The organism is uncultured Caldilinea sp., assembly GCF_937128415.1.
In the GTDB taxonomy this organism is placed as follows: Bacteria; Chloroflexota; Anaerolineae; order Caldilineales; family Caldilineaceae; genus Caldilinea.
Map to the genome: position 1 here is coordinate 1 of NZ_CAKZMJ010000073.1, position 20930 is coordinate 20930.

17 protein-coding genes are annotated in these 20930 nt (G+C 63.0%); 6 read left to right on the forward strand and 11 right to left on the reverse strand.

Going from position 1 to position 20930, the window contains the following annotated elements:
* On the forward strand, window positions 1–1962 hold a 1962-nt coding region (locus Q0367_RS13910), incomplete at its 5' end, for a multiheme c-type cytochrome (protein WP_298982933.1).
* Window positions 1963–1982: 20 nt separating this feature from the next.
* Here Q0367_RS13910 and mscL read toward each other — a convergent pair.
* Window positions 1983–2366, reverse strand: a complete 384-nt coding sequence (gene mscL / locus Q0367_RS13915) for a large-conductance mechanosensitive channel protein MscL (RefSeq protein ID WP_297640947.1) — start codon at window positions 2364–2366, stop codon at window positions 1983–1985.
* Window positions 2367–2599: 233 nt separating this feature from the next.
* On the reverse strand, window positions 2600–3787 hold the full coding sequence (locus tag Q0367_RS13920; protein WP_298982935.1) for a polysaccharide deacetylase family protein: 1188 nt from the start codon (window positions 3785–3787) through the stop codon (window positions 2600–2602).
* A 626-nt stretch (window positions 3788–4413) separates the two neighbouring features.
* Between Q0367_RS13920 and Q0367_RS13925 the strand changes: the two genes are divergently transcribed.
* On the forward strand, window positions 4414–5016 hold the full coding sequence (locus Q0367_RS13925; RefSeq protein WP_297640951.1) for a CDP-alcohol phosphatidyltransferase family protein: 603 nt from the start codon (window positions 4414–4416) through the stop codon (window positions 5014–5016).
* Window positions 5013–5582 (forward strand): dual specificity protein phosphatase family protein, encoded by a 570-nt coding sequence (locus Q0367_RS13930; RefSeq protein ID WP_297640952.1) that lies wholly within the window; start codon window positions 5013–5015, stop codon window positions 5580–5582. Before Q0367_RS13925 ends, Q0367_RS13930 begins: the two co-directional genes overlap by 4 nt.
* A gap of 178 nt (window positions 5583–5760) precedes the next feature.
* Here Q0367_RS13930 and Q0367_RS13935 read toward each other — a convergent pair whose 3' ends face one another.
* Both Q0367_RS13935 and Q0367_RS13940 read right to left on the reverse strand, forming a co-directional pair.
* Window positions 5761–10182: a flippase gene (locus tag Q0367_RS13935; protein ID WP_298982938.1), complete on the reverse strand. Its 4422-nt coding sequence runs from the start codon at window positions 10180–10182 to the stop codon at window positions 5761–5763.
* 29 nt (window positions 10183–10211) lie between these two features.
* Window positions 10212–11087 (reverse strand): polyprenol monophosphomannose synthase, encoded by an 876-nt coding sequence (locus Q0367_RS13940; RefSeq protein ID WP_298982940.1) that lies wholly within the window; start codon window positions 11085–11087, stop codon window positions 10212–10214.
* Window positions 11088–11375: 288 nt separating this feature from the next.
* Between Q0367_RS13940 and Q0367_RS13945 the strand changes: the two genes are divergently transcribed.
* Together Q0367_RS13945 and Q0367_RS13950 are read left to right on the forward strand one after the other, a co-directional pair.
* Window positions 11376–11717, forward strand: coding sequence for an ATP-dependent Clp protease adaptor ClpS (locus tag Q0367_RS13945; RefSeq protein WP_298982942.1), 342 nt, complete (start codon window positions 11376–11378; stop codon window positions 11715–11717).
* Complete coding sequence (locus tag Q0367_RS13950) at window positions 11714–12220, forward strand: molybdopterin-dependent oxidoreductase (protein WP_298982944.1); 507 nt, start codon at window positions 11714–11716, stop codon at window positions 12218–12220. Before Q0367_RS13945 ends, Q0367_RS13950 begins: the two co-directional genes overlap by 4 nt.
* A gap of 208 nt (window positions 12221–12428) precedes the next feature.
* On the opposite strand, the gene Q0367_RS13955 is transcribed toward Q0367_RS13950, so the two are convergent.
* Together Q0367_RS13955 and Q0367_RS13960 are read right to left on the reverse strand one after the other, a co-directional pair.
* Window positions 12429–12758, reverse strand: coding sequence for a translation initiation factor (locus Q0367_RS13955; RefSeq protein ID WP_297640959.1), 330 nt, complete (start codon window positions 12756–12758; stop codon window positions 12429–12431).
* A 24-nt stretch (window positions 12759–12782) separates the two neighbouring features.
* Complete coding sequence (locus tag Q0367_RS13960; protein ID WP_298982947.1) at window positions 12783–13832, reverse strand: alpha/beta hydrolase; 1050 nt, start codon at window positions 13830–13832, stop codon at window positions 12783–12785.
* A 38-nt stretch (window positions 13833–13870) separates the two neighbouring features.
* On the opposite strand from Q0367_RS13960, the gene Q0367_RS13965 reads away from it, so the two are divergent.
* Window positions 13871–14746, forward strand: coding sequence for a sugar phosphate isomerase/epimerase (locus Q0367_RS13965; RefSeq protein WP_298982949.1), 876 nt, complete (start codon window positions 13871–13873; stop codon window positions 14744–14746).
* Between the two features lie 26 nt (window positions 14747–14772).
* Here the strand turns inward: Q0367_RS13965 and Q0367_RS13970 are convergent, their stop codons facing one another.
* The 5 genes from Q0367_RS13970 to Q0367_RS13990 all read right to left on the reverse strand — a co-directional run bounded on the left by Q0367_RS13970 (window position 14773) and on the right by Q0367_RS13990 (window position 20910).
* On the reverse strand, window positions 14773–16170 hold the full coding sequence (locus Q0367_RS13970) for an FAD-dependent oxidoreductase (protein WP_298982951.1): 1398 nt from the start codon (window positions 16168–16170) through the stop codon (window positions 14773–14775).
* A 32-nt stretch (window positions 16171–16202) separates the two neighbouring features.
* Window positions 16203–16415 (reverse strand): hypothetical protein, encoded by a 213-nt coding sequence (locus tag Q0367_RS13975; protein WP_297640968.1) that lies wholly within the window; start codon window positions 16413–16415, stop codon window positions 16203–16205.
* A complete protein-coding gene (locus tag Q0367_RS13980) occupies window positions 16412–16726 on the reverse strand; it encodes a hypothetical protein (protein ID WP_297640970.1) in 315 nt (104 codons plus the stop codon). The genes Q0367_RS13975 and Q0367_RS13980 overlap by 4 nt, the downstream gene beginning before the upstream one ends.
* An 89-nt stretch (window positions 16727–16815) precedes the next feature.
* Entirely contained in the window at window positions 16816–19530 is a 2715-nt protein-coding gene (locus Q0367_RS13985) for a CBS domain-containing protein (RefSeq protein WP_297640972.1), read from the reverse strand.
* A gap of 282 nt (window positions 19531–19812) precedes the next feature.
* Window positions 19813–20910, reverse strand: a complete 1098-nt coding sequence (locus tag Q0367_RS13990) for a LysM peptidoglycan-binding domain-containing protein (protein ID WP_297640973.1) — start codon at window positions 20908–20910, stop codon at window positions 19813–19815.
* Window positions 20911–20930 lie beyond the last annotated feature (20 nt).

Sequence of the window (20930 nt, forward strand, 5' to 3'; positions counted from 1 at the left end):
GTCCCCGGCGATGTGGTCACCTATCATCTGACGTTGCGCAACAGCGGCGGCGCAATCAACGGAACCGTGCAAGCCGATATCTCCGTCCCCAGCGCTTTGACCTATCTCCCGCGATCCTTGCAGGCGACTGCGGGCGCCGTCGATGACGCAGCTGCGCCGCTGCTGCGCTGGCAAGGAGCGATCGGGGCCGGCCAGGTTGTGACTGTCGCCTATCAAATCACGGTGAACAGCGGCGTCTCTGGCGTGGCGACGACGACTGCACAGGTGAACGCGCCGAATCTGCCAGCCTTGACGCGCAGCGCCTTGCTCACGATTCGCACCTCTGGCGGCGGCGTCGCCGACCCGGACTTTTTCCTGCCGGGCACACAGCCCGAGCACCTGATCGACCCGATCGTCGACCCGACAAGCTGCCAGAGCTGTCATACGACGCCGATCTACGGCGCCTGGCGCGGAAGCATGAAGAGCCAGGCCGGCCGCGACCCGCTCTTCTGGGCGGCGCTGCACATCGCCAACCAGGACGTGGAGAACGCCGGCGATTTCTGTCTGCGCTGTCACACCCCTCGCGGCTGGTTCGGCGGGCGCAGCCATCCCGCCGACGGCAGCGCGTTAGAAAGCTCCGATCTTTCGGCGGGCGTTGCCTGCGAGACCTGCCATCGCATGGTCGATCCGGAGCCGAGCGGCGGCGACGCGGCCGCCGTGGCGCGAGACGCCGCCATCCGCAGCGTCCTCTCCCCCACCCTGCCGGCCGATCATGTCGGTTCGGCCATGCTCATCCTCGATCCAGAGGACAATCGCCGCGGCCCCTTCTCCATTTCACCCGCGCCTCCGCACCCCAAGGCGACGTGGCGCACCGATCTGCTCGGTCAAGGCGGCGATCCGGTGACCGAGGCGCGCGTCTGCGGCGTCTGTCATAACCTCGACAACCCAACGCTGAGCTGGAATCCTCTCACCAACCGTTATGAGCCCAACGCCGAAGACGCTCCTGCGCCCTCCTTTGCCAAAGGCGAGCTGTTCCCGATTGAGCGCACCTTCGACGAATGGCTTTACAGCGCCTACGCCACGGCGGAGGGCGTCTATGCGCCGCAGTTCGCCGGCGCCAAGCCGGACGGCGTCGTGCGCACCTGCCAGGACTGTCACATGCCGCGGACAACCGGCGTCGCCGCCACAGGCGGCGTGCAGCGCGATTGCGTCAGCAACGGCTGCCTGCCGGAGCACAGCTTCGCCGGGGCCAACACCTGGGCGCCCCAGTTGCTGCAAGACCCGCGCTGGCGGCTCAACGCCGCCGGAGATGCGCTGCATCTGAACGCAACTGTCGAGTCGGCGCGCTCAATGTTGCGCCGCGCCGCCACGCTGACGATTGAGTTCGACCCGAACGTCACGCCCAAGCAAGCGCGTGTGCGCGTCATCAATGAAACCGGCCACAAGCTGCCGACCGGCTATCCGGAAGGCCGACGCATCTGGCTCAACGTGCGCGCCTACGACGCCGCCGGCCGTCTCATTTTCGAGTCAGGGGCCTATGATCCGCTCACCGGCGTTTTGCAGCAGGACCCGCAGATCAAAGTCTACGAAGCGAAACTGGGCATTGATGACGGCGCCACCGTCACCGAGAGCTTCCACTTTATCCGTAACAATACGGTGCTCAAGGACAATCGCATCCCGCCGCGCGGCTACACAGTCGCCGCCTACGACCAGCCTGGGCTGCGTCCTGTGGGCGCCGTGTATGTTGACGGCCAGCACTGGGATGAGACGCTCTACGCGCTGCCGGACGAGGCCGCCTCCGTGGTTGCCGTCCTCTACTATCAGACGGCGTCCAAAGAATATATTGACTTTCTCCGCACGCGCGGAGGCGCGGACGGCGCTGTGCTCGGCCAGATGTGGGACGACCTCAAAAGCCCTCCGGAAGCGATGGCGACAGCGATGGCTCCGGCGCGAAAACAGTATTTCCCGCTGATCGTGCGCTGAAGCGCCGTGCGACCGGCGATTCACCTCGTAGACTGCTCTTTCAGGAGGTCTCGAATTTCGCTCAGCAGCTGCACCTCAGGCGAAGGCGCAGGCGGGGGCGCCGGCGTTTCCTGCTTCTGTCTCATCATGGCGTTGGCGCTTTTCACCACAAAGAAGAGCGCCGCTGCAATGATCAGAAAATTGACGATCGCCTGAATGAAGTTGCCGTACTGAATGCGCGCGTCGCCCACCGTGATCGCCAGGCCGGTGAAGTCCAGACCGCCGATGATGACGCCGATGATGGGCATGAGAATGTCGTTGACGAGAGAGTTGACAATTGCGCCGAACGCGCCGCCGATGACGACCGCCACGGCCAAGTCGAGCACATTGCCGCGGCTGATGAATTGTTTGAATTCGTTCCACATAGAGGATGCTCCTTGATCTGTGCGCTGATGAACCGATGCTGGGAAGTTGCAAGTCGGGCGAGGCGCCTCGCCTTCGACTTGAACGATACACGGACGAGAGAGAGACGTCAAGGGCGCTTGAAGCGGCCTGAGAAGAGCAATGTTGAGGCGAGGGTAGAAAACGCGTCAAGGCGGCGCCGATCCTCCCGGCGCCGCCCCTATAGAGTGCTATCGCTGACCGCAGCCGATCCGCTTCACTGGCCGAGGATATTCAAGAACCGATACCCTCTGGCCGAAAGTTCGCTCAAGATGATTTCCAGCGCCGCCACGGTTTGGGAGCGTTCGCCGCCGCCGTCATGTAAAAGCACGATGGCACCTGGGAACACATGGTTCAGGACATGGCCGGCGATCGCATCGACGCCGGGGCGTCGCCAGTCCTGTGGATCAATGTCCCAAAGCACGGAAGTGAGCCCCATCTCCGCCAGCCACTGGCGATTTTCTGCACTGATGGCGCCGTAGGGGGGGCGCACATAGAATACATCGCCGTCGAGCGTAAAGAGGTCTCCGGCTGCGTTGACCAACTCGTTGCGCGTGCGTTGCACCTGGTCGTAGAACTCCTCGCGGCTGATCTGATCCAAATAGACGTGATCCCAGGTGTGGTTGGCGATGTAATGGCCGTCTGCAGCTGCGCTGCGCACCAGATCGACGCCGTCGCGCACCTGGCGCCCCACCACGAAAAAGGTGGCGCGAGCGTTGTACTGCCTCAGCAACTCCAGAGTCCGTTGGGTGTAGTCGCCGTTTGGGCCGTCGTCAAAGGTCAGGTACACGATGGGCGCGCCGTCAGGCGTGGTGGCGGGAAGATTGTCCAACAGCGGCTGAGCGGCGGTCGCAGCCGTTGGCTCCGGCGGCAGCTCTTCAGAGGGCACGATGCGCACCAGGCCCAGCTCACCGCTGATTGCGCCCAGGTCGCTGCGAATCCAGGCGACGCCGCCGTCCAGGCAACAGACCTGCAGCCAAATGTTGCGCGGCGCCCCGACGCCGATGCGACCGATGACCTCTAGCGTGTCGCCACGATAGACGCGATAGAGCACAGGATAATTGGTGCTAGGGCCGCTCCGCGCGTTGATCGCATCGCCGGCCACCGTGAATTGAACGCGGCTCAAATCCAGGCGCGCACGCGTCGGCGTCGCCAATGCCAACAGCGTGCGCAGGTCGATCAAACCGGTGGGCATGAGGCCTTCCGCCGCCTGGAAACGACTGACGCTTCTGCGCACATTTTCTGAATACAAGCGATCGTCCGCCGGAGAGGCGTAGTTCAGGTAAGGAATTTGGGAGAGCAACCCATTCACCTCCCGCACCAGGGGATGACGTTGACCGGCGCCGAGCGTCAGCTCCAGGTCTTCTCGATCGTAGCTCAGCTGGTTTAGCCCGACTGAAGTCATGGAGAACTCTCCATTCTGGATGATCCCCTCAAGCAAGATGGTTTGCGTCAAAGCAACGCCGTTTTCATCCATCGTGAGACGAATTGTAATAAGATCGCCCCCTTGCGTCCACAGGCCGCTCCAACTTCGCACCATCTCAGAGTCGGGAGGAGCGGTTTCTATCAATCTTGCATATCCGTTCGGACGCAAAACGAGCTGAAATGCGCCGCCCTGAACGGGGAGAAGCCGATCTTCGGACTGGGTCTGCACACTCTGCGCAAGGGCCCGGTTGGGAGCTGCGCCTACAACGCTCATCGCCAGCAGCCATGCTCCCAAGATGAACAAAAAGACAAAAGCGGGTTGCAACCTTGATCTGTTCACGGTTCATCCCTTTCTGTTGGAGCACAGTTTACACCCACAACGTCGTCGCGTCGCCGCCGGTTCCCTGTCCAGCCGATCACCAGCGTCTTCCCAGGCTTCCCTCGTCCGCCCCTGCAAGGAGCTTCCTGGGAGTTGCGCGAGGCGATGCTCCTGGTTTCACCATGTATTTCCTTCAGACTTCACCGTCTGATTTTTGGTTTCCAGTCTGCTGGTCGATAATCCTTGTAACATCGATTGATTCCTCATGACAAATTCGGAGCAACACGATGAATCTGGCAAACTGGATTACGCTGGCCCGATTCCCGTTGCTCATTCTCCTGGTGGGGGTGATCTACTTCGGAGATGCAACAGGACGTTTTCTGGTCGTGCCAGGCGTATTGTTGTTGATTGCGCTCGACGCTGTAGACGGCATCGTCGCACGGCGGCGAGAAGAAACGACGCTGCTCGGCAGCGTGCTCGACATCGCCGCCGATCGCGCCGTGGAGCTGGTGCTGTGGGTAGTCTTCGCCAATCTGGCGCTAATTTCGCTGGCAATTCCTATCACTTTCATCATCCGCGGGGCGCTCACCGACTCGGTGCGCGAGCTGGGGTACGCTGGCGGCAAGACGGCGCACGACCAGATGAACAGCGACTGGGGCTACTGGCTGGTCGCCGGCCGACCGATGCGCGCCGGCTACGGCGCCGCCAAGGCGATCGCCTTTGCGCTTCTCGCCCTGACGCTGGCGCTGCAGACCGCCGCTTCGCCTGCGCTGCAGCCAGTCTGGATCGCCGCCGTGACGATGAGCTGGATCGCCACGGTGCTTTGCGTGGTGCGCGGCGCGCCTGTGGTCATTGAGGCGTTTCGCGGGGAAGAGAAAGGAAGACCATGAAGCTGCTCGACGAGATTCGCAAAGGTTGGCGCATCTTCTGGCGGCGTCTGCGCAAGCAAGGCGCATGGGTGACGCTGCAATGGATGTGGGGCCGCGGTCTTTCTTACATCACCGGCGTGCCGATGCTGCGTTACAGTCGGGTGACGCCCCAGCTTTACGTCGGCCCTCAGTTCAATCGGCTCGGCAAGCGCCGCCTGGAAAAGGAGGGGGTCACCGCCGTGGTCAATTTGCGCACCGAGTTCGACGACGCGGCGCACGGCCTCGCCTTCCCCCAATATTGCTATTTGCCCACCGTCGACGATGAGGCGCCCAGCGTCGAGCACTTTCAAAAAGGCGTCGATTTCATTCATTCGGTGATCGAGCAAGGCGGCAAGGTGTACATCCACTGCAAGGCGGGCGTGGGTCGGGCGCCCACGCTGGCCGCCGCCTATCTCATTTCACGCGGCCACAGCCTCGACGACGCGCTGGCCTTGATCGAGCGCGCGCGCCCCTTCATCGCCATCACCCCGCCGCAGATGGAGGCGCTGCGGAAGTATGAGAGGGCGCGTGAGGGCGGGAGAGGGTGAGAGCGGGAGAGGGTGAGGGCGGGAGAGGGGGAGAGCGGGAGAGGGTGAGGGCGGGAGAGGGTGAGAGCGGGAGAGGGTGAGAGCGGGAGAGGGTGAGAGCGGGAGAGGGTGAGAGCGGGAGAGATGGATTTTCCACGTTGCACTTGATTTGCAGCGTGCTGGAGCTTCCCCCTTGTTTTTATCCCGTGGGCAGCAGCCGTCGCAACGGGCCAACGGGCAGCGAACGCACAATCACCGCCATATCTTCTCCACGGAAGGCGCCGGTCAACGGCAGGCTGACCATGTAGACCAGCAGGCCAATTCCCACCGCAGGCCATGCGTTGACGCCGGCCTGGATGAGAGCGTAGGCGACGGCGCCCATCGCCGCAGTGGAGAGCAGCGGCGGCGCATAGACCTGCAGCCACGGCACAACGCCCACATGACGCCGCACGATCCAGTAGAAAGGGATGAGCAGGCTGAACTCGCTTAGGATGGTGGCGACGGCGGCGCCGACGTACCCAAAGCCGGGGATCAAGATCAAATTGCCCACAATGTTGAAGACGACGCCCAGCACAAAGGCGCGCGTGAGGGTGCGCTGCTGATTGACGGCGATCAACACATACTGTGTGACGCTGTTGACGAAGCCGATCGGGATGCTCCAGATGATCACGCGAAAGGCGAGGTCGGCGCCGCCAACGTAAGGGACGGTCTGTCCGAAGAAGCGAAATTCCCCGGCCACGCTGAGATATTGCGCGCCGCCCACCAGGTAGACCAGCGGCGAGGCCAAAAACGTCACACCCATGGCAATGGGCAGGCTGACCATCGTGAGCAGGCGCAGACTGATGACGTAGGAACGCAGCAGGTTGTTGCTGTCGCTGCGCGCAAAGCGGCTCATCAACGGGAAGACCGCCATCGTGAACATGCTGGGGATGATGTTGAGGCCGTCCAGATACTTCAGGCCGATGCTGTAGAGGCCAACCGCCGCCGCGCCGGCGATCGGGCGCAGAATCCACACGTCGATGCGCCAGAAGATTGTCGCCAGCAGATGGTTGAGCATCAACGGCCCGCTGGTGGCGACCATCCACCGCTGCAGCGACCAATCCCAATGCCACTGCGGCTTAAAGAGCGTCGAACGCAAGAGTGCATAGAGCCAGAGCACCTGCAGGATGTTGACGAGCAGCGCCACTGCGGCCAGCCCCACGTAGCCCCACCCCAGCAGCAGCGCCAGCGCGCCCAATGTCACCTTGAGCAGCGCCACGGCATTGGTCAGACCGGCCGGATATTCCATCTTCTCAAAGGCCATGAACATGCTGCTCAGCGCGTCGGCGTAATTGGCGAAAAGCATCGCCAGCGCCAGCAGAATCAACGCCTGCACCTCCTGGACGTTGATCGACTGCAGCTCCGGCCAGACGGCGCCGACGGTCCAGTAGCCGGCCACGACCAGCCCCATCAGCGGCAGGCTTGCGGCCCAGAGCAGCGTGCGCAGCGCCAACACGTTGGTCAAATAGCGACTGGACTGATTTTTGTCGGCGGCGACGTCGCGCGTGAGCAGGGTGCCCAGTCCGTAGCGGCTGATAATCTCGAAAAAGCCGTAGATCGCCACCACAAAATACCATTCGCCCGTGCCCGCCGGCCCCAGCAGGCGCACGTACAGCATGGCGAAGGCGAAATCCACCGCCTTGTTGAAGAGGCTCAACCCCATCGGCACCAGCGAATTCTTGGCCACGCGCTTGACGTCGTGCTCCTCGATCTCCGGTCGATAGTAGCGCCCCCACGCCCAGAAGATCAGCAGCATCAACAGCGTCATCGCCGAGAGAAAGCTGACGTACAGCCCGAGTTTGAAACTCATCGGGCTGTAGACAAAACGCACCGTCCACTGGCCGTCCCTGGGCAGATAGACGGCGCGGAAGGCGCTGTTGGCGCGCAGCAGCTCCAGCTCGATCTCGTCGCTCTCGTCGCCGCCGAAGGGGCGCAGATACGCCTTCCAGCCGGGAAAGTAAGCGTCGGTGAAAAGCAGCCAGCCGCGGTCGCTGATGTTGACGTCGACGAACGCTTCATTGGCCGTATAGCGGCTGAGGCGCGCCTCGCGCAGCTGCGGGCTGGCCGGAATGAGCGCATTCGGGTCGGAGGGCGGCTGCTCGATGAAGAGCACCTGACGGAGATCGACCTCCGTGAGCGGCTGCTCCGCCGGCGCGGCGACGCGCGCCTCCGGCACGATCGAGACCCGCGGGATGACTTCCAGATTCTCGTAGACGCGCACGGCGTCATCTTGGTAGATTTCTCGCCAGCCCGGGTTGGGGACGGCGTGCTCGGTGATCAAGTATTTGACGTTGAGGAGGTCGAGCAGCGGATTGTCGAGCGCGGCGTAGACGTCGCCGCCCACCTGCGCGTAGATGGGCGCAATGCGGTTGTAGAGCAGCTCATTCTCCTGCGGCTGGATGCGGTCCATGAATTCGACGTACTGCCGCGGGATGATCGAGTCGTAGCCGCGCACGTCGTGCCAGCCGTAGTACATGCCGACGTTGGCGTTGAAGGTCTTCTCTCCCGGCGCGTTGAAGGTCGTGAAGCGCCAATCCGGGGCAAGCGTCGCCGCACGCGCGGGGTCGAAGCCTTCGCGCGCGTGGATGAACTTCACCACGGGCGGCGTCCCTTCCTCCGTCCACGGGGAAAGCGCCGGATCGCTGGCCGGGTTGAACTGGCCGTGCGCCAGGTGGAGATCGAGCGCCGTGACGCCGATCAGAAGCAGCGGCAGCAGGTGACGACGGAAATGGAGAACAGAGAAAGAAGTAGGGGACGGTGCAAGCGAAAACGACTCCTGCTCTCTGCCTCTCCTCATCTCCCGGCCCCTCCTGGCCATCGCCCAGAGGATCAGCCCGGCAAGAAGCCCGATGGCGCCGAAGTGCACGAGGTTGGCGGCCTGATAGCTCCAGAACATGCGCCCGTCGGCGAAGGCCATGCGCGCCAGGTCGCTGCCGTCCACAATGCGCTGGCCGAACGCAATGAACGGCGCTGGGACGAGCACGCTGACGAACACGAGCAGCAGCGCCATGAAACCCGCTGTCGCCAGCAGAAGACTGAGAACCCGTGCGAGGAAGGGAAGAGGAAGTCTGAAACCGGCGCCCTCTTCTTTCCCCTTTTCTCTCCAGCGCAGCAGGCTATTCAACCCGATGGCGCTCAGGGTCGCCATGCTCAACGTGAAGGGAAAGACCCAGCGAAACGGGCTGTGAAGCTGGTTCCAGCCCGGCAGCCCATAGAACAAGAGCGCGTAGAGCGGCGTGCCAAAGGCGAAGAGCAGCGAAATCACCGCCAAGCCGGTGAAAAACAAAGTGTGGAGCCAGGGGGGCGCCTGCCCCGGAGAAGGCGCAACCGGCTGCGAATCGCCGGCTTCCGCAACGTTTGTCTCTCGACGCCCCGCCCGTTTCTTTAGAACGATCCACGTCGCCTCCACGACCGCGATAGCCGCCAGCAGCCAGGTCGCCAGGCCGAGGTAGTTGCCGCCTTCGACGTAGTTCTTGATCCCCCAGAAGATGGTGTGCGTAGACTCTCCCAGGGCGTTGACGGTCGCCGGCGTCCAGGTGCGCGTCCAGATGTCGAACCATGCATGATGGCTGGGGTTGCCGAAGACGTTGGGCAAGACGAAGGTCAAAACGTGCCGGGCGGGCCATGCCCAGCCCAACACCTGCGCCAGCGAAGCGGAGCCTTCTCGAAAGTTAAGCGGCAGCAGCTCGAGCATCGGGATCAGCTGCACAGCGCCCAACCCGACGCCCAACGCCGCCATCGCCAGCAGCCAGCCGCCCAGCTTCAGGGTGCGCAGCAGCGGCGTCCCATGTTTCGTCCTGGCGGAGCCGTTGGCTGCGCCGCGCATGCGAAGATAGAGGGCGATCAGCCGCGCCAGCGTAAATGCGCCGGCCGTGAGCATCGTGTAGTAGATCAGCTCCGGGTGGCCGGCCAGCGCCACCAGTCCGATGACGCCGGCGCCGACCAGCACGTAGGGAATCGGTCGGAAGCTGCGCGCGCCCTTTTCCTCCTGCTTGCGGACGATGAACTCGATCACCGCCAGCAACAACGGCAGCCAGGGGACGGCGGCCACAAACATGGTGAAAACCACGCTGACGATCAGAAAGCCGCTGAACATGTACACAACGGCGCCGTACAGCGCCGCCAGGGGACGCAGACGCAACACGCGGGCGAAAAGATACATGTTGACGCCGGCGACGGCGATCTGCAACGCCGTAAACCAGCCATACGCCAGGTCGAGCGGCAACGCGTAGAACAGAACGTTGAGCGGATAAAAGGTGCTGGCCTGACCGGCGGCTAAAAACGGAATGCCGGTGAGGATCTTCGGGTTCCACAGCGGGAACTCGCCGACCGCGAACGCCTCGCGAATATGCGCTTTCCAGACGGCGTTCTCCAACACCAGGTCGGAGAGCAGGTCGTTGTGGGGGATCAGGCCGGGCTGCAAGGAGCGCCACGGCTCGAAAGTGTACAGGTTGTCATAGGGCAGCAACGTCGCCCGCGTCAGGCCGGGCGCCAGCACCGGTGCAAACCAGAGCAACGCCAGCAGCGCTATCGCCAGCAACGCCAGAAGGTCGGAGCGAAAATCACGAAGTCGCGATCGCATGAGCAGTCAATCCAGCCGAAGGGCGGCGGTCACCCGCGGCCATCTGCGTTCATCTGCGATTCTCGCCACAGCAGCGGCGTGCGGCCGCGCTGCTGCAGATGGCGGTAACGCCAGCGAATTTGCCAGGTGCGCCACGCCGACTCCAGCTTGACCGGAATATCCAGCTTGCTCTGGCCGATGCGCCGATCCTCAAAGTGGATGGGGATCTCGATCAGGTGAAAGCCCAGTTTCTCACACAAATAGGCCATTTCGACTTGAAAGCTGTAGCCGTTGCTGCGGATGGCTTCCAGGTCGATCGCCTCCAGCGCAGTGCGACGCCACATCTTGAAACCGGCGGTCATGTCGCGAATGCGCAGTCCCAGGATGGCGCGACTGTAGAGATTGGCCCACCAGCTCAACAGGCGACGACTCCACTCCCATCGTTCGTCGAGCGTGCCGCCCGGCACGTACCGGCTTCCGATCACCACGTCGGCGCCCGTCGCCAGCATCACGCCCAACATCTGTGGAATGTAGCGCGGCGAATGGCTGAAATCGGCGTCCATCTGCACGATAAAATCGGCGCCTTCTTCAAGCGCCCGCCGCATCCCTGCTACGTACGCTGTGCCCAGCCCCCCTTTGCCGGCGCGATGAATCACCGTCATGCGCCGATGCACCGGCGGCGTGGCGGAGGAAATCGTTTCCGACGCCGCCTGATTGTAACGAGCAGCCAGTTCATCGGCGATGCGCCCGGTGCCATCGGGCGAATTGTCGTCAACCACCAGCAGATGAAGCGAAGGCAGAGGCAAGGCGAAGAGCGCCTCCGCCATGGCGGGAAGATTGTCCGCCTCATTGTAGGTGGGGATCACGACCGTGATCTGGGCGTTGTCCGCCTGCGCCTTCCAACTGTCGCTAATTGCCTGAGCCATAACCCAAACTCTCTTCGGTTTGAAGCGGCCAACCGGCGCGCCGACACGCCATTGTAGCACGGGGCGAACGAAGCGTGTAATCTGAAAGGCGCTGCAACATCCTGAGCCTTCTACACCTGTCTGCAAAAATTCTCGTTTTTCCACTTTGAACTTTGTAGCATAGCTTGTATAACTCGAAGAATCTGTATAGTATAAGTATAAGAAAAACGCTTTGAATACAATCAGTGTGCCGATCCTGGAGCGTCATCTTCTGACAACAGATGAAGCTGGACGGAGAGAAGCGCAATTATGAGTGATGTGACGCAGGAAGCCCAAGTTGTGGAAGCGCCTACAGCGCCCATCGAAAAAGAGAGTGGAAGGGAGCAGCTGAGCCAGGAGCCGCGCTGGCGCGTGCTCATCCACAACGATGACGTAACGCCTTTCGACTATGTGATCCGCATCCTGTTGCATTTCTTTTTGGTCTCGGAGGAGATCGCCGAGCACATTGCACAGGTGGCGCATAACGAAGGGCAGGCTGTGGTCGTCGTGCGGCCGCGCACCGAGGCTGAACGATTGGTGAAGGTCGCGCGCGCCCGGGCGCGGCTCGATGGCTATCCCTTGACATTCAGCATGGAGCCGGAAGGGCAATGACGCCTGCCCACCCCGAGGCAACACAGGAGCCTGCATGGGTGCATGGCCATCCTCATGAGCCGAATCCAACGCCTCCGCCCGGAGACGGCGTCTTCCTGTTGCTCTCCCCCAAGGGAACGCAGGAATGGATTGCAGTGGAAAGGCTGCGGACGCTGCCCTACACGGAGGTGGCGGAATGTTACATCGTGAGCACCGGACACGGAAAATCCGGGCCGTTTGTCTTCGGCGGGGTGGCGCTCCACGATCTCTTGAGCGCCTGTCTGCCGAAAGCCGAGCGGTGGCGTCACATCGACGTCATCAGCGCCGATGGCTTTGGCGCCCGCCTGCAACCTGAAGAGGTGCTCACCGCTCCTCCCCAGCGTCCCATCTTGCTGGCCTACGCCAGGGACGGCGCCCTGATGACCCGACAGGCCGGCCTTGTTCGCCTCATCGTTCCGTCAGAAACCAACGACGCGCTGAAGCAGGTGAAATGGATCGAGCGCATCGTCGTAGCCCCTCTATGATCGCTGCGATGCACTTTAACAAGAGAAACGCTGCGCAGCCCTCCGGGGATCGATGTCTTTTTACAGCAGAATCCGGCAATGATGGTAGCTGCAGCTCGCAGCCGCAGTAGCCGTAGGTTTGACATCCGGTCGCGTCACGCCAGAGGCGATGATCGATACGCGCAACCGTGGGTTCAGCCTCCAGCCAGACGCTTCGGGTCGAACAGCCTCATCCTCCGGCTTTTTTAGCCTGATAGCCCATCTCCTGCAGAAGGGCAACAATCTTGTCTCGCTGATCGCCCTGGATTTCGATGACGGCGCCCTTCACAGCGCCGCCTGCGCCGAGCCGATTTTTCAACGTCTTGCAGAGCGCTTCCAGTTCGGCCGGCGCAGCGACGACGCCGGTGATCACCGAGACGCTTTTGCCTCCGCGGCCTTTGCGCTCCAACGCCACGCGCACCTGTTGCTGTCGTGGCGGCGGCGACTTGGGACGGGGCTGGGGGGCGGGTTCTGGTTCAGGCTCCGTCGAGTAGACGAGGCGACGATTGCGGTCCGTCATCTCTGCTCCTTGACCAGGATGGTTTCAATGGACAAGCGCATGCGCCTGGCGCGCGGCGGCGACGCGCTCTCGCACAAAGCGGCCCACCTGGCGAAGCGCCTGCCGCGCTTGGGGTTCAATCAGCCAGGTGAAGTGCCAGACGTGCACCATGTTTTCCCAGATTTCCAACCGGACATCGACGCCGGCGGCGCAGGCGCGTTCGGCGAAGCGACGGCTGTCGTCGAGCAACATCTCCGCCGAACCGACCTGAATCAACAGCGGCGGCAGCCCGCTCAAGTCGGCGTAGAGCGGCGAGATCAGCGGGTGACGCGGGTCATAGCCGTCGCAGTACATGCGGGCGGCCGTGCGCAGCACGTCAAGGTTCAGGAAATCGGTCGGCGCATTCGTGCGCAGCGTCTCGCCGGAGAGGGCGAGGTCGAGCCAGGGGGAGAGGCCCACGCCGCCTGCAGGCAAAGGGACATGGGCGTCGCGCAGGGCGAGCAACAGAGCCATCGTCAAGCCGCCGCCCGCAGAGTCGCCGGCGACGACGATCTGCGCCGGGCTGTAGCCCTGTTCGGTGATCAGCCACCAGTAGGCGGCCCACGCATCCTCGATCTGCGCCGGGAATGGATGCTCGGGCGCCAGACGATAATCCAGGGCGAAGAGCCGCGCTCGCGCCTCATGCGCCAGCCGCGTCGTCACAGCCAGATGGGTCCTGGGAGAGCCGGACACATAGCCGCCGCCGTGCAGGTAGAGAATGAGACGTTCGTCCGTCGAGGCTCGCGTTGCGACCCACTCCCCGCGGAAGGGGGTTCTGTTCACCGGCGTGCGTTTGACGCCGAACGGGCGCATCACATGGGTGAGTCGGTCCAGAGGACGGCGAATCTCGTCGGCGCTCTGGATCGAGCCGCCGGGCGTGCCCAGCGTCATCATTTCGACGATGCTCTCATAGGCAAGCGACCACCCGGGCGCGCGCGGGGAACGACGAACGCGATGCGCAACGGCGCGCAGGCCGCCGCGCATCAGGATGCGGTTGATCTCCCAATAAGTGCGCGTACGTTGTGTGAGATTGGTGAGGGGAAGCCCCGGCGCCATTGCGACAACTCCTGTGACCGTGCGAAAGGAAGCAAACGATGCTTGCGCTGACCAGCGATTACGTGACCGATCGCGGCGATCCTGAACCTTATCTACGCAGGATGGCGGAGGCGGGTTTCACTCACGTGCATTGGTGCCATCATTGGCGCTCCGACTTTCTCTACGCCGACAGTGAGATGATGCAGATCGGCCGCTGGCTCGATGCATACAACCTGCGGCTTATCGATGTGCACGGCTCCGAAGGCGTCGAAAAATTCTGGTATGCGCCGCAGGAATACGCCCGGCTGGCGGGCGTGGAGTTGGTGAAAAATCGCATCGACCTTGCGGCCCGCCTGGGCGGCGACGCCGTCGTGATGCACGTCTACCCGCCGACGCAGCATCCTGACTTCGCCCGCTTCAACGAATTTCTCTTCGACCAGATCCGCCGCTCGCTCGACGACCTCGAGGCCTACGCTCGGGCGCGCAATATTCGCATTGCGCTCGAGAATCTGATCGATTTCCCCGCCATCGAAGCAGGCGTCGTCGAAGCAACGCACGCCGCCGACAACGCTGAACTGATTGGAAGGCTGCTGGCGACCTATGCACCGGACTTCCTCGGCTTCTGCTTTGATTCAGGCCACGCCATGCTTGGCCAGGATCGCGTCGAGCGCTTTGCGCCTTTCTTCGAGCGTCTGGTTGCGCTGCATCTCAACGACAACGACGGCGCCAGCGACCAACATCTTCCTCTTTATATGGGCGTCGTCGATTGGGAGCGCATTGCACAACTGATCGCCGCCTCCCCCTACGCCAAACCGCTCAGTTTCGAGCTGTCAATCCGTCACACCGCTTTTCAGGCGCCCGAGCCCTTTTTGCGTTACAGCGTCGAAGGCTGTCGCCGGTTCGCCGAACGCGTGCGGACGCTGCGCAGTCCGTGATGCAGGTTTTCAGCGCTCAGGCGTCGTCAGGATGCGCCGTTGAGCAGCGCCAGCATGGCCTCGCGTTCTACAATCTTGACGCGTGGCCTGCAGCGCGCTTTGCCTTCCTCGATCTCCTTGGCGTCGATGAGCTTCCACTCGTCTTTGGTCACGTAGCGGACGCCGCGCGCTTTCAAAAGCGCCGGTGTGGCATCGGGGTCTGGCTCCGGCGCCGGCGTGAGCTTCCCTTTCTGCAGGTCCTCGAACATGCTGTTGACCGACTCGATGGCGTCCGGCTTGTTGGTGCCGATGACGCCTGTGGGGCCGCGCTTGATCCAACCGGCGACATACTCGCCTGTCACGACCTTTCCGGTCTCCGGGTCGATCACGCGTCCGACTTCATTGGGGATGACGCCGCTGCGCTTGTCGAAGGGCACGCCCTCGATCGGCACACCCTTGTAACCGACGGAGCGCAGCACCAGCCCCGCCTCGATCGTTTCATATTTGCCTGTGCCCGTGGCCTTGATGTCGCCGCTGACCGAGGGGCGCAGCTCATTTTTCTCCATTTTGACGGCGACGATCTTCCCATCTTGACCGATAATTTCGACCGGAGAGAGCAGGAAGCGGAAATGCACGCGGCGAGGTTTGCCGGTGGCGCCGATCTCCGCATAGGCGCGCAGGTAGTCAAGATTCTTTTGCATGGCGATGTCGCCCTCGATGGCGGCGCTGCTGGCGCGATCGAGCTTCAACTCCTGCTCAAGCACGATCGGATCGGCGATCTCTAGATGCCCCATCTCACGGATCTCGGCGTTCGTGAATTTCACCTGCGCCGGCCCGCGTCGCGCGATGATGTAGATGTCTTTGATGTTGCTCTTCGCCAGCGCCGCCAACGCATGGTCGGCGATGTCGGTGCATTCCAGCTCCTTGACCGACTTGGCCAGAATGCGCGCCACGTCCATCGCCACGTTGCCGACGCCGACCACGATCGCCGCTTCACAGCTTAGATCGACCGGAAGATCCTTAAAATCTGGATGGCCGTTGTACCAGGCCACGAATTCAGTGGCGGAGAGGCTGTTGGGCAAATCCTCGCCGGGGATGCCAAGCCTGCGGTCCGACTGGGCGCCGGTGGCGTAGAAGATGACGTCGTAGTGGCGCTTCAGCTCATCGTGCGTGATGTCTTTGCCCACTTCGACGTTGCCAAAATAGCGAACGGCGGGATTTGCAACCGTGCGGTCGTAGACTTTGGACACCGCTTTGATGTTCTGGTGGTCCGGCGCCACGCCGTAGCGCACCAGGCCATGGGGTGCAATCAGCCGCTCGAAGATGTCGATTGTGACGACATAGCCTTCTTTCAACATGGCTTCGGCGGCGTAGAAACCGGCTGGCCCGGCTCCGATGACGGCGACGCGCAGCGGGCGCTCTGCAGTTCCCAGCTTTTCTGACATCGGGACGCTCCTTTGCGGGGTGAATAAGTAATTTACGATTTATGCAACATGCCGCCGAACTGGCGCGCCAGGTTCAGGATGGCGATGCCGAGCGCAAAATAATCCATCGGGCCGAGGCGTTTGAGCGCAGTGACGGCGTCGACTTCTCCGTCTGCGTCGGCGTCGCTGGCGACCCAGGCGAAGGCCGCGCCCAACAGCGCGCCGGCGACGGCGCCAATCAACAGCGAGCGCATGCGATGGCTCATTGCAAGGACTCCTTCGTTTGATCAGTGGGTGGGTGACCCGGTCGCAGGGCGCGCGTCACTGCAACCCCGCGGGCGAACTGGGCGTGCATCCGAATCAGCGGCGTTGCGGCTTTGTCGGCGAGTTGGAGGCTCCGGTCGTGGGCGACGCCGACATATTTACGCGCAAGCTGAACGCCGCCGGTCGCCTTCCGGCGCATGGCGACGACTGCGCGCAGAAGAAAGTAGAGCGCAAGCGCCATGAGCAACGTGACGATCAGTTGCATCGTGAGCAGATAAAAGAGCGACAGATCGCGCCAGAATGCCAGGTCCATCGATCCCATTTCCTTTACAAAGCTCCGTCAATCGCTATGTCATTGTAACAAATCGACGGTTGTGCAAACGAACGCAACTTCGTCGCAGATCACATTATCGCCGCAAGCTGCTTCGCCAGTTCTCTCTCTTCCTCCAGCGTATGAAGCTCGCCATCGATGCGCGCCATGCGCAACGCCATGAGAATCTGGCGATAGAGCGGGCCGCGTGGGACGCCCATGCGCCGCAGGTCATCGCCGGTCAGCAGGGGGCGTATCTGGCTCCATTCAGTGCGATAGCGCTGCACGCGCTCGAGCGCCGTCGCATCGCGCGAGACAATGGGAAAGAGCGCCAGACAAACCGGCGGAACCTGATCGAGAATCTGCGCCACCTGGCTGGGTTTGGCGCCTGGGTCGGAAAGCGTCGGCAGATGACGGTGCAAGATCGCCATTCCGCTCAGAATCCGCTGCGTTTCCTGGCGCAGCCCCAGTCGTTCTTTCAGCGCGTCGAGCTCCTCCTGGCTGAGGCCATATGTCAGAATCGCCAGATAGAGACGCTCTACAGGCTCTTTGCGCAGCAGCGGATCGGCGTCTTCCGCCTGCAGCGCCTCGCGCAGCGCCGCAAACTGGCGCGCAATCTCTTGCGTCATGCAGAGCGAAGGATGAATCTTGCGCAGGATGCCCAGCTCGTCGAGACGCAACATCGCCTTTTCCGGCTTTTCCTCCTGAAGGATACGCTCCAGCTCGTGGCGGATGCGCGCCGGCGTGACGCGATCGAGCAGGTCCAGCGCGTCGAGCAGCAGCTCCAGCGTGCGCGGTTCAATGGTGAAATCGAAGCGCTGTTCGTAGCGCACGGCGCGCAAGATGCGCGTGGGGTCATCGACGAAACTGAGGCTGTGCAACACGCGCACCAGCCCGGCGCGCAAGTCGGCGAGACCGCCCCACGCATCGAGCAGTTCGCCCCAGCGGTCGGGGTTGAGGCAGAGCGCCAGCGTGTTGATGGTGAAATCGCGGCGATGGAGATCGAGCTTGATGCTGCTCTGTTGCACCGTCGGCAGGACGGTCGGCGCCGTGTAGAACTCCGTGCGCGCGGTCACGAAGTCGAGATGGGGCGGCAAGTCGGCGGGGTTGGCGCCTTCGAGGCCGGCCAGCAGCTTATCGACGTCGACCGGCGCGTCTCGGCGCGTAAGCAGCCATTTGGCGGTGCCGAAACGCTTATGTTCGACGACGCGCCCGCCATATTTTTCCTGCATGCGCCGCGCAAAGGCGATAGCGTCGCCCTCAATGACGATGTCGACGTCGAGCGTGAGCGCGCGTTTGCTTGCAACGCCCAGCATCAGGTCGCGCACGAAGCCGCCGACGACGTAGACGTTGTAGTTCATGGCGTCGACCTCGCGACCGATCAGCGCCAGCAGATGGAGCTGCACCGGCGTCAGCGTCTGGCGGAGCCGCGCCGCCAGTTCATTGCTGCGACGGCCGGGCAGATTGGCGTCGTCCCAAAGCTTGATCAGATCGGTGCGCGTGACGATGCCGACGATGTTCCCCTCGTTGTCGACGACCGGGATCTGCCCCCAGTTGCTCTCGATCATGCGACGACGCAAGACGGTGATCGAGTCGTCGGGGCGCACGGTGAACTGACCGGCGCGCATAAAGCGGCGCACAGGCTGGTCGCCCATGCCATGGCCCAGCGCTTTATCCACCTCGCGGCGCGTCAGGACGCCCAGCAGCACGTCCTTCCCGTGTTCGTCGGTCGTCACCACCGGGAAGCCTTCGTGACCGTAACGACGCATCAGGGCGTCGGCCTCGGCGATCGTCATATCGGGCTGGAGCATGTGCGGGCGACCTGCGCTCATAATCTGGCCGACGGTGACCGCCACGCGCGCGTAAGTGCGCACCAAATGCTCGATGCGGGCGCGCACGGCACTCAGGCTGACGTCGCGCAGATGCGCCGCCGCCGCGCGACTGTGGCCGCCGCCGCCCAGCGCGTGGGCGATGCGGCCCACGTCGATGGCCTCCGTGGTGCTGCGGGCCACGACCTGAATCATGTCGCCGAGATCGACCACCAGGAAGAGCGCATCCGGCTCGTGAAAGTCGCGCAGGCGGGCCGCCAGCGTGCTCAGTTCATCGCTGAAGCCGGGCGCGCTGGCCATCGTGATAATGATCGTGTGTCCCTCGATCTCGAGAAACTCACAGGCGTCCATCAACACCTGCAACAGCTTGCGCTGCTCCTCGGTGACAGGATGGTGCAAAAATTCGTTGACTTCGCCGAGATTGACCCCGCGCTGCGGCTCCAGCAGCCAGGCGAGCGCACCCGCATCGCGGTGGGTGGTGGACGCGTAGGTCAGGTTGCCGGTGTCTTCATAGATGCCCAGCGCCAGCAGCGTCGCTTCCACCGGCGAAACGTCGATGGCGTGCTCGATCAGCTTTTCGACGAGGAGCGTGGTGTTGGCGCCCGTGGGGCCGCACCAGAGCTCGTGCGCCTGCGGCAGCGCCTTGCGCGGTTCGTGCATCAGGTTCTTCTCGGCAAGCGCCGCATGGTGGTCGATCACGATGGTTTCGGTGTCCGCCTGCATGCCTCTGGGCGAGTTAGCCGCCCGCGTGTCGACGAGGATGGCGCGACGCACCTTCCCGCGCGGGACGTCGTCAGGGGAAACAAAGCGAAAATGGTTGCGATAAAGCGCCAGAAAATCGCGCACGTTGCGATTCAACTGGCGCGGCAACACCGGGATGGCGTCGGGGAAGAGCAGCGATGCGGCGAGCAGCGAGGCCAATGCGTCGAAGTCGGTGCGCTCATGGGTCAGGATGATATCGAATTCACGGCCAGCCATGTCTGGAGTATCGCAGCAAAGCGGGAAAGATGCAAAGCCGGCGCCGCCTTTCCGAACAGAAGCCGACGCGGACGCTGGGGTTTCACAGGGGGAATGCGACTTGATGACCTTTCACAAAACATTCTGACCACCCTGCATACGTGCGACCGGAAGCCGAACGCCTTGGACGGGTCGAGATGCCCGCCCAAGGCGATGACCTGCGTGCGCAAGCGAAGGCGGATTTGCAGCTGGCTGCTTCAGATGAGGCGGCATGGTGCGCAGGAGACGAATCGTCGTTTTCCTTCAATAATGCACGTAGACTTCGGTGCCCACCGGCGCCCAGTTGTAGAGCATCTCCGCCTCGCTGGGCCGCATGTTGACGCAGCCATGGCTCATCGGCGCGCCAAAATTGTTGTGCCAGTAGGCGCCATGAATGGCGTAGCCCTGGTAAAAATACATCACCCAGGGCACATTGGGCAGGTCATAGCCCGGCCCCACCATGCGCTGCGACTTGTACTTGGTCCCGATCGTAAAGCGCCCGGTCACCGTCGGCGTGCCGGCGCGGCCGCTGCTGATGCGGGTGATCATGACGGGCACGTCTCCCTGCCAGGCTGTCAGCGTCTGGGTGGTGAGGTTGATCTCGATCCAGCGTTTGCCGTCTGCGGGCGCCGCCGCCAAGTTGAGCGTCGTCTGCGGCAGGGTGTTGGCGCGCACGCGCAGCCGCTGGCCGACCCAGATGAAATTGGGGTTCGGCAACCCATTGGCCGCCAACAGCGCCTGCACGGTGGTCTTGTATTTTTGAGCGATGCCCGCCAGTGTATCGCCGGGCTGCACGATGTAGATTTCATCGGCCACCGCCGGCCTGGCTGTGTTGGCGCCGCTCGCTGCGACCGGCGCCACGCGCGCACTGACGCGCAGCTTCTGCCCCACCCAGATGAAATTGGGATCGGTGAGGCCGTTGAGCCGCATCAGATCGCCGGTGGTCATGCCATAGCGTTTGGCGATCTCCGACAGCGTCTGCCCCCGCGCCACGACGTGGTAGCCGCCGTCGCCCGGCAATTGCCCCTGGCCGGCGGAGGTCAGCGTCTGCGGCGAACCGCCGCGGCCTGGAATCTGGAGTTTCTGTCCAACGAAGACGAGATCGGGATTGACGATGCCGTTGTAGGCGGCAAGCTCCTGCATCGACACACCGTAGCGACGGGCGATGGTGGAGAGGTTTTCACCGCCGGCAACGGTGTGGACGGCTCCTTGCGCCTGCGCCGCGGGCGCAGCCAACCACAACCATATCGCCGTCGCCATCAGGGCCGCCGTCAGCCGCACGCCGAGGCGCATACCCTGCCAGAGGAGGGAAGTGGACGGCCTCCGCACAAGGCCGTCCGAGTGACTGCTCGGGTGTTTCATAAACATCCTTTCTGTTCACT